The organism is uncultured Algibacter sp., from assembly GCF_905480415.1.
Taxonomy (GTDB): domain Bacteria; phylum Bacteroidota; class Bacteroidia; order Flavobacteriales; family Flavobacteriaceae; genus Algibacter_B.
The window spans coordinates 1-8928 of sequence record NZ_CAJQQI010000157.1 but is presented as its reverse complement, the minus strand read 5'-3'; the positions used below and the strand labels follow the sequence as shown (position 1 = coordinate 8928).

8 protein-coding genes are annotated in these 8928 nt (G+C 32.2%); 5 read left to right on the top strand and 3 right to left on the bottom strand.

Going from position 1 to position 8928, the window contains the following annotated elements; translation table 11 throughout:
- Both QZ260_RS10790 and QZ260_RS10785 read left to right on the top strand, forming a co-directional pair.
- Positions 1-681 (top strand): hypothetical protein (locus QZ260_RS10790; RefSeq protein WP_295986030.1); only part of this gene is annotated, 681 nt, incomplete at its 5' end.
- Between the two features lie 372 nt (positions 682-1053).
- Positions 1054-1554, top strand: a complete 501-nt coding sequence (locus QZ260_RS10785) for a PspC domain-containing protein (protein ID WP_295986026.1) — start codon at positions 1054-1056, stop codon at positions 1552-1554.
- Positions 1555-1890: 336 nt separating this feature from the next.
- Here QZ260_RS10785 and QZ260_RS10780 read toward each other — a convergent pair whose 3' ends face one another.
- From QZ260_RS10780 to QZ260_RS10770, 3 genes are all read right to left on the bottom strand, one after another.
- The gene (locus QZ260_RS10780) at positions 1891-2973 is read right to left on the bottom strand and encodes an SGNH/GDSL hydrolase family protein (RefSeq protein ID WP_295986024.1); all 1083 of its coding nucleotides are present in this window, start codon (positions 2971-2973) and stop codon (positions 1891-1893) included.
- Positions 2974-3157: 184 nt separating this feature from the next.
- Positions 3158-3862: an SGNH/GDSL hydrolase family protein gene (locus QZ260_RS10775; RefSeq protein WP_295986021.1), complete on the bottom strand. Its 705-nt coding sequence runs from the start codon at positions 3860-3862 to the stop codon at positions 3158-3160.
- A 144-nt stretch (positions 3863-4006) separates the two neighbouring features.
- Positions 4007-5119, bottom strand: coding sequence for an SGNH/GDSL hydrolase family protein (locus tag QZ260_RS10770; protein ID WP_295986019.1), 1113 nt, complete (start codon positions 5117-5119; stop codon positions 4007-4009).
- Positions 5120-5819: 700 nt separating this feature from the next.
- On the opposite strand from QZ260_RS10770, the gene QZ260_RS10765 reads away from it, so the two are divergent.
- From QZ260_RS10765 to QZ260_RS10755, 3 genes are all read left to right on the top strand, one after another.
- Positions 5820-6875: a nickel-binding protein gene (locus QZ260_RS10765; RefSeq protein WP_295986017.1), complete on the top strand. Its 1056-nt coding sequence runs from the start codon at positions 5820-5822 to the stop codon at positions 6873-6875.
- A 129-nt stretch (positions 6876-7004) separates the two neighbouring features.
- Positions 7005-7874 carry a class I SAM-dependent methyltransferase gene (locus QZ260_RS10760; protein WP_295986015.1) on the top strand — a complete coding sequence of 290 codons (870 nt, stop codon included), beginning with the start codon at positions 7005-7007 and terminating at the stop codon, positions 7872-7874.
- 559 nt (positions 7875-8433) lie between these two features.
- Positions 8434-8637, top strand: a complete 204-nt coding sequence (locus QZ260_RS10755; protein WP_295986011.1) for a hypothetical protein — start codon at positions 8434-8436, stop codon at positions 8635-8637.
- The last annotated feature ends 291 nt before the right edge of the window (positions 8638-8928 follow it).

Here is an 8928-nt window from a genome sequence, read left to right as displayed (position 1 = left end):
GCTAAATTTGAAAATCATAGTAGTTTACTTATTACTCGTGGAGGAGATAATGGAAGACCTATTAATTTTTGGAATGACTCAAATAGTAATGCACACCTACAAATCAAAGCAGCTCTTGATCAAGGGGATATTGATATTTTTGGAATGACCGCTGGCCATGAACCTGAAGATCGAACCGAAGGACATCGTGCATGGATCAACTATGCCATACAAAACAATCCAAACATAACCATCTTTATAGCGATACCACAAATTGATTTTCCCGCAAATTGGGAACAACGTGCGCAAGATTATGGGTTTGACACGATACAAGAACTAACTGATTATTTTGTTAATGGTATTGTACATAATGAGATGGTTGACCGGTTACGAATTGAATTCCCTTCTACAAAAATTTTCACGATACCAACGGGATGGTCTTCGGTGATTTTGGATCAAATGAATACAAATAATGAATTATTAGATGATATTTCAAGATTTGGACCCCTACCCACCTCATTATTTGTTGATGTTAAAGGACACCAAGGAGACATCATTAGAGAAGCTGGATCATTAGTTTGGCTAAATAGTGTCTATGGTGTTAATCTTAGTTCTTTTGTATATGAGACGGGTTTCAATACGGACTTACATGAAATTGCAAAGCAAATTATGGATAGCCATGACCCAAATTACAAACAGTAGAGGTTAACTATTTGTAAAAGTTATTAATTTGTATTTTAAAAAATAACAACAGCTAACAATGGCTATAATTAATACGGGTTTTAGGTTTTGAGCCAAGGTCTGCTTATATTTATGAAGACCGCCAAATCTTTTAAACGGAAACAAAAGTGCCCTTTTATTACCGTACTAATAATAGCCGAGACATTGTGTGTTATAAGGTGTGATCAAAATTAATTAGCTAAACAGCATTGCATACTCGGTATAATCAATCTAAAAAAACCAATCTATAGACCTTCAAAAATCAGAATTGATAATTATGCCATTCGAAAAAGAATTAATTTTTTATATTTGAAAGCAAATCAGATTTTAACTACTCATAGCATAACTCCATAAATGAAATTATCACGTACCAAAAACAAAATACTAGGGGGCGTTTGTGGGGGTATTTCAAAGGCCGCGAAAATTAACATTTCCATTGTCAGAATACTATTTGTCATTCTATTATTCTTTTCCTGTGGCATCTCTGTTATTGTTTATATGGCTTTATGGATTATTGTTCCAACAGAAACTTTAGAATCTGAAAAAAAGGCAATTAACAATAGCTTAGATAGTAAGATTTTTGATCGAAACACATCTAATGATATTGAGTTGAACCCACCTAGTACTGCAAATAAGGTGGCAAAGGCAGCAATTAGCATGATAGTAGGTGGCATTTTACTAGGCATTTATGGGGCTGATTATGGCGATAGTCTTGGCATAGCCGAAGGCTTTACGAAAGGCAGTAGTATATTACGATTGCCATTTATTTTGTTGTTTGGAGCCATAGGTTTAATAAGCGGAGCTGGTCTTGGTTTACTAGGCGCTCTCATTCTCTCTTTTCTTAGGAAAAAATAAATAAAACGAACGCACAATACTATGTAAAAAGCATTTAAACAACCTTTTACATTTACCGTTGGCAGTAATTACAAATAATTAATATATAGAAATCACTAATCAAACGAAAAAGAATGTGAAACTTTAAAGAGTAATAGGTATTATTTTATTGATTCCACCTGTTATTAGTGTCCTTTTATTTTTATTAAATTTAATAAATAGTGGTATTGGACCCGTTCCTGAGATGAAAAACCTTAGTTCTGAATAGACAGAAACTTATTTTTCCTGTGAGGTAGAAAGCGAATATACATCTACAGCAACAATATATTTATTAAAGACAATAATAGTTTAATAAGTCTATTCAATATTTTCTTCAATAAACTCAATTAAACTATTTGCCATTATTTGATGGTCTTTAATTGATGGATGAGCAGTAGCTTCTATGTAAGGCATAAAATGAGTAAATACCTTTTTATCATTAAGGTTTGCAACTGCTAAGTTAATATACTCCATCCATTTCGACCCTTTTTTAGCAGCATCCATACTTCCAAGAGAGCATATGATATTAGCATTAGGATACTCTTTTCGTATATCAGCTACAAATTGTTGATAGGCATTTATAATAAATTCATCATCTGGAGCTTCATTTCCAAATCGTTTTTTAAACTCTTCGTGCTCTGATAGATTAACCAGCCACGTATCATTTTGAAATAGGTTAATTACTACAATATCTGGTTGGTATAAAGAGAAGTCCCATTTGCTATTACTATCCGTAGGGATCAATCTATTATACATTTCTGGCATAATTAATGGATGCCAACTTATTGTTATGCCAATTCCACTTTTACAAATGCATTGATATTTGGCATCGAAATGTCTAGAAGTAATAGCTGCATAACTTAAATAGTTATTTGTATAAGTGCTGTCTGGCGAGTCTTTACCAGATAAATCCTCTATAGCGTAACCTGCCGTTATAGAGTTACCGTAAAACTCCATTTTTCTTTTTTTAGGTGCTGATTTTGGTAATAACTTGCCATCATTACTAATCTTAAAACCATAAAAACTCGTTCTACCTCGATCCCATTCAGCTCTTTTAAAAATTTCAATGGAATGTTTTCCTTCGGATAAATTTGAAGCCAATTTATAATACTGCTTGATCGTGTCTGGCTTCAAAATGGAAATACGATCATTATCTATAATTATATTGTAATAATTATCTCCAGACTCATCTTTCATTAAGGCTTGAATAGACTCGCCTTCAAAATTCATCTTTATAGAAGTCCCTGACCAAGATAATTGAGCAGCCTCAACGCTAACGGTGTCTATTCTTCCCCAATATTCAATTTCAGCATTTGAAAAAGGTACATACAACTCTTTTTCACTATGACAGCTTATTAAAATGATGGCTAAAACGAAAACTAGTTTATACTTTTTTTTCATGGATTATACTTTTAAAGCATGTCTGTTTATAGATAAAATATCTTGTTAATCTTAATTTTTATCAACTTATCCAAGCTTCAATGTCGGTTCCTCCTCAGCTTGAATGAATAATTCCAATAGGATAAACTATAAGGCAATAAAAAAAATCAGTACGCTTATACCATTCCTATCCATCATGATTAATTTAGATGTTTAATGCTTTCTCAATGGCTTCTTCTGCTAATTTTTCCATTACCAAATACCCCGCTTTGTTTGGATGGACAAGATCATTCGCAGCTGTGTAATCTGGCACTTTTAAGCCTCCTTTACCGTCTTCCATTGCAGAATAATAATCTAAATAAATAAAATTATTTTCTTTAGCATATTCTTTAAGTGCTTTGTTGATTGTAATTATTTTTGTAGCAGGATCTAACCCGGGTTTCCATAGATAATCTATCGCAGGTAAAATTGAAGAAATTATCACTTTAATACCGTTGGCATTTGCAATTTCTGCCATAGATTTAATATTATCTATAATTGTTTCTAAAGATGTGTAACCTGTATTACCTGCAATATCGTTGGTGCCTGCTAAAATAATCACAACTTTTGGGTTTAAATCGATAACATCTGGTCTAAAACGTAATAGCATTTGTGGTGTGGTTTGTCCGCCAATACCTCTGTTAATATAGTCTCTGTTTTTAAAGAATTCTGGACGCATTATAACCCATCCTTCTGTAATTGAATTTCCCATAAAAACAACACGATTTTTAGCTTTTGTATGTAATTTAAGCTCTAGGTTTGCTTTGTCATAGCGACTTGTATTAGCAAATTCATTCCAGTTTTGGGAGTGATTTTTTTGAGTAAATAATAGCGATAAAAATAGTGTTAGTATTAAATATTTTAAATGCATATCTTTTTAGTTTAATATTAAACGTTGGTTTAATTGTGGTATTTATAATCGTTTAATTTTTATTACATTAATTCTATAATAATGAAATTTATGATGCAAATAAATTACTTGCAATTACTAGATCGTAGCCTACACTTTCAAGTTCTAATTTTTATTAAGTACAGTTTTAATAAGGTTTTGTTCTTTAAAATTCTTAATTAAATAATCTGCGTACCTTAAAAATCCTAAATCGGTAAGATGCACACCATCTACAGTGCCTTCATTATCCATTCCAAAGGATGGCATGTCTTCTATATAAAAAACATTTTGAAATCCTTTTTTTAGAATTTTATTGTATTCATTTTTTAGTGTCAAATTTTCATGATTCAATTCAGTTTCTATAGTCTTATCTAAAAAGGCAGTTTTGTACATCATGTTTTCCACAAAAACTATAGGTGTATTAGGATGCTTTTTTCTAATAATTTCTACCAATGGCAAAACACGTTCCTTAACTTGTTCTGCGTTCATATTTTGTAAACATTCAATCACATAAAAGCTTGCATCAATTTCCGAGATGAGTTGAATAATGGGTGTTTCCATTCTCCCATTTCCACTAAATCCATAATTTACACAATCAACGTCTAATTTTCTAGAGATAATATTGGTATGCGCCATTCCAGGACGCGAAGCACAACCTCCTTGGGTGATACTTGTACCGTAAAAAACAATTGGTTTTTGCGCATTAGGCATTGCCTTCTTAATTGAAGCGTCGCTATCTATTCCTACTTCCAATTTTGTAACTCCGTCATATAAAGGTAAAAATAGTTTGTACTCTCTAAAATCAGAAGTCATGTTTTTTATTAGTTCATATTTATTTATACTGCCAGAAGGTCTGGCCGTACTAACATATCTCCATTTGCCCTTGTGTTTTAAATATAAATCTACTCCTTTGATTCCTGTAGAAGCCATATGGTTCATTGAGAAATTGTTTAAAATTGACCATTTTAAATTGATACTTGTCGAATTTGAATGAAATCTCACAGATATTCCTGCAGACGATTTGGATAAGTCCCATACTGGTTCTCTTACTTTTTCTTTATAAGAAATCGGCAACCTATCATAAGGGCTTTCCTTTAGAGAATCGGCCATAGCTGTCCCTTCGATTAAAAAGTGTTCTCGACCAAAGTAGGTAATATTAGTTTCTTTAATAATTTCTGTTTCCTGAGAAAAAGACAAAACAGAAAATCCACTAATTATAAATAGTAAAAGACGTTTCATAATATTTATTCTTCTCTTAAAGTAAAGCATTACAGCTTATCATCATTATTTACAATCAAGATTTTTCTTTACTTCTTATTAGAAATCACAACATTTTTTTGCATCCAAAATGTAAAATACGCTTATTTATTAAGATTTACTGCAAAACTCTTTTTAATTACGCACTAAGTTTAACTAATGACATAGATAAAACAGAAACAGTTGTAACGACTTATCCTTTGATAAAATTTCTATAACGGTTAAGAATAAATCCCGATCGGAAAAACTACTCTTTGAATGATAATCGAAGTTCAAATTTACTTGACTTGTCTTCTACCAAACTTTCTAAAGTAGATGATTATTATATATAATACTTTCTATAAAAGTTAATGGTTTAATAAAATGTGAAGAAGAATATGGGTTTTCTGCTTATAACTTTATCGAAATTGAAAGTAATAGTGAAGAATTGAAACAAAGAATTTTAAATATTTAGTAAACAAGAAATATACCAAAAAAAAAGTAAATAGTGACAAAAAAACTACTGCCAACACCGTGTGTAATTCATTGCTTTGGTAGTTGCCTATTTGAAAAATTCCTTCGGAATCTTCTCTGGTTAGTTTTTGTTTACTAAATTAGATGCTAAACCACCCAACTAACCATACACAAATACGTTTTAGGTAATTTACATAAGAACAAAAAAACAAAATCTATGCCTTTATATATGGATATTCATACAGTCGATTCTGACGAATTCTCGGCAGAGGATGTTGTAAAAGCACACATGGAAGATCTTGCCATAGAGGATAAATTTGGTGTAAAACAATTAAAATATTGGGTGAATGAGCAAGGTAAAACAATCTTTTGCTTGATGGAAGGGCCGAGTAAAGAAGCCTGTAATCAGGTTCATCTTGAATCACACGGAAACACAGCCTGCAATATCATTGAAGTAGCAGACGATGAATACAACCTCTTTATGGGACAAGGGACAGAGGTTAATGATTTAGCAAAAACTAATTCTGGAGATCTTGATCCCGGTTACAGAACTATTCTTCTTACCAATGTCGTATGCTTTTCTCAAAATAGTAATGGATATTTTAAGAAAATAAAAGATTTAGTTATTGAACATAACGGGGTAATTATCCGTGAACCAACTAATCAAATAATGATAACGTTTGTTTACGCAACAGATGCCATTTCTTGCGCAACATCAATAATAGAATTACTTGAATCTACCTCCAGTAAATTAGAATTTAATTTAGCAGTAGTAAGTGGAAATCCTGTTGATGAAAAAGGTACTGCATTCTTTGAAGAAACAAAAAATAAAATTAACAGTCTATGTTCTTTAGGCCTCAATAAAAAACTATATTTAGATAACGAAACTGTTGCTCTTGCAAAAAAAGAATTACAAGAACAACAAAAAAAGACAACCAACTTTACGCTTGTCAGCAATGACGACTTTGTCTTTTCTTTGATGCTGCATAATACCATAAAAAAACATTTTAACCGATCGGACTTTAAAAGTGAAGATTTATTCTCGGAAATCGGAATGAGTAAATCTCAAGCAAGTCGGAAGATCAAATCATTAACAGGACAAACTCCAAATCAACTTATTCAGGAGTCACGACTTCAAAGCGCATTGGGTAAAATGTCTCAAAGCCAAAAAACAATTGCCGAAATTGCTTACCAATCTGGATTTAATAGTCCAACATACTTTACCCGTGTTTTCAAGAAAAGATTTGGAATTTCTCCAACTGAATTTATAATGCAACTGGCTTAATTTGACAAGAAATTGTGATTGAATCAATTGTTTCAGGATTTGAATCAATTGTGAAATACTTCTGCTTCTATGTTTTTCATATTTGCATCATAAAGTATGATAAACAATTAACAGTTAAACACTTCAATCATGGAAACAGTAAAAGTATTCAATCCAGAACATTACAAAACAACAACTAGAGAACAATGGCAAACGGCAGCAGAGGCATGGCACCGTTGGCATCCTACTTTAAAGACTTGGTTAGGTCCGGCAACCGACCTAATGTTGGATATGGCAGAAGTTAAAGAAGGATATCGTGTATTAGATATTGCAGCTGGTGCTGGAGAACAATCAATCACAGCGGCTGAAAAAGTCGGTGCAAATGGCTACGTACTGGCCACAGATTTAGCACCAAAAATTCTTGATTTCGCATTGGAACTTGCTAATGAAAAAGGAATCAATAATATTGAAACAAAAGAAATGGATGGTGAAAACCTAACTGTTCCTGCAAATTCTTTTGATACTGTAATTTCAAGAGTAGGGCTCATCTTTTTTCCTGATCAGCAAAAAGCATTAAAAGAAATGATGCGAGTTTTAAAACCAGGTGGTTTTGTTGCTGCGATAGTCTATTCAACTGTTGATAAAAACAAATTCTTTTCAACCCCCGTTTCAGTTATTAGGCAACGTGCACAACTTCCACCACCACTTGCAGGACAGCCAGGCCCTTTTAGTTTGGGAGGTGAAGGAGTTTTAGAAGACACCTTTAAACAGGCTGGGTTTATTAACGTTAAGTCACAAGTAGTTAACGCTCCAGTAATAATGCCAACCGCTAAAGATTGTGTTAGATTTGAGTATGAGTCTTTTGCAGCCTTACATCAAATGCTAGGAGGTTTATCGGATATTGAAAAAGCCGCGGCATGGGAAGAAATTCAGTTTGAACTATCAAAATTTGAAGATGAGAATGGATTCTCTGGACCATGCGAACTTGTTGTTGGAGTTGGTCAGAAACCATTAGGTTAAAAACAACAACGTATATGAAAAATAGCAGAAAATAGCTAAATCTAAAGTATAGTTCTTTTCTGCTATCTTTACTTTAAACTGAAAAGACATACATAAAAATCTGCTACTTTATATATACAAACCCGTTAGCAAAAATTAGTATTTAATGACAAATAACGTGTGTTTTTCTGCAAATTTTCTGCAAATAAAAAGAGGCGCAACATAAAAACGCTTCAAACCCCTTATTTTACATGTGGAGAAGAACGGATTCGAACCGTCGACCTCTTGACTGCCATTGATAATGTTATCATTCTTAACAACTTACAACCTAACGCCTTAAATACATAATATGCTCTTATATAGATATTTATGATATTTAATTATGTTTATGCTCAGAGGTATGTACCCAGCAGATATAATATCTTAAAAGAAAGCCAAATTTAATAATGAAGATGATGCTAACCCTTTATGGCGGTTATGTGAGCAAGGTTATGACTATATCACACACATAGGTTCTAAGACTAAGAATCGAGCCAATGATGACTTAATAATTAGAATTGATATTGAGCTAGCAGGTTTAATGGAGTGGCTAAGAGAATCATTTTATTACACACATTACCAAACAGCACAAAAAAAATTACTAGCAAGTTTTGATGATGATATTGCTCTATTTAATTATGGCATAGAGCAAGGTCGAGAGCATAGAAATTTATGGGATATTTATCAAAAGAAAATTAAGAAGCAAGTAATTTTGATATTTTCCCGAATAGGTTCTTGTCTATAAAAGAGTGTTTTAAGGTATGAGTAAGTTGTAATTATTGATACTCTAGTCTGTCCCTTCTTAAGAATATTACATACCAAAATATCATTTTTATCAAGCCTTTAGCGAAGAAGCGATAAGCAGTAATATTATCAATAAACCAAGCAACAGAGCGAAGCGTATTTATTTATTATTCTTTTTTACTTCTAGTGATTAATATCATATTATACTTACATCGATTGATTTAATTTTGCTACTTAATCATATTAAATTCTAATCATGGCAGATACTATTTTATACGTTTCTCTATCAATT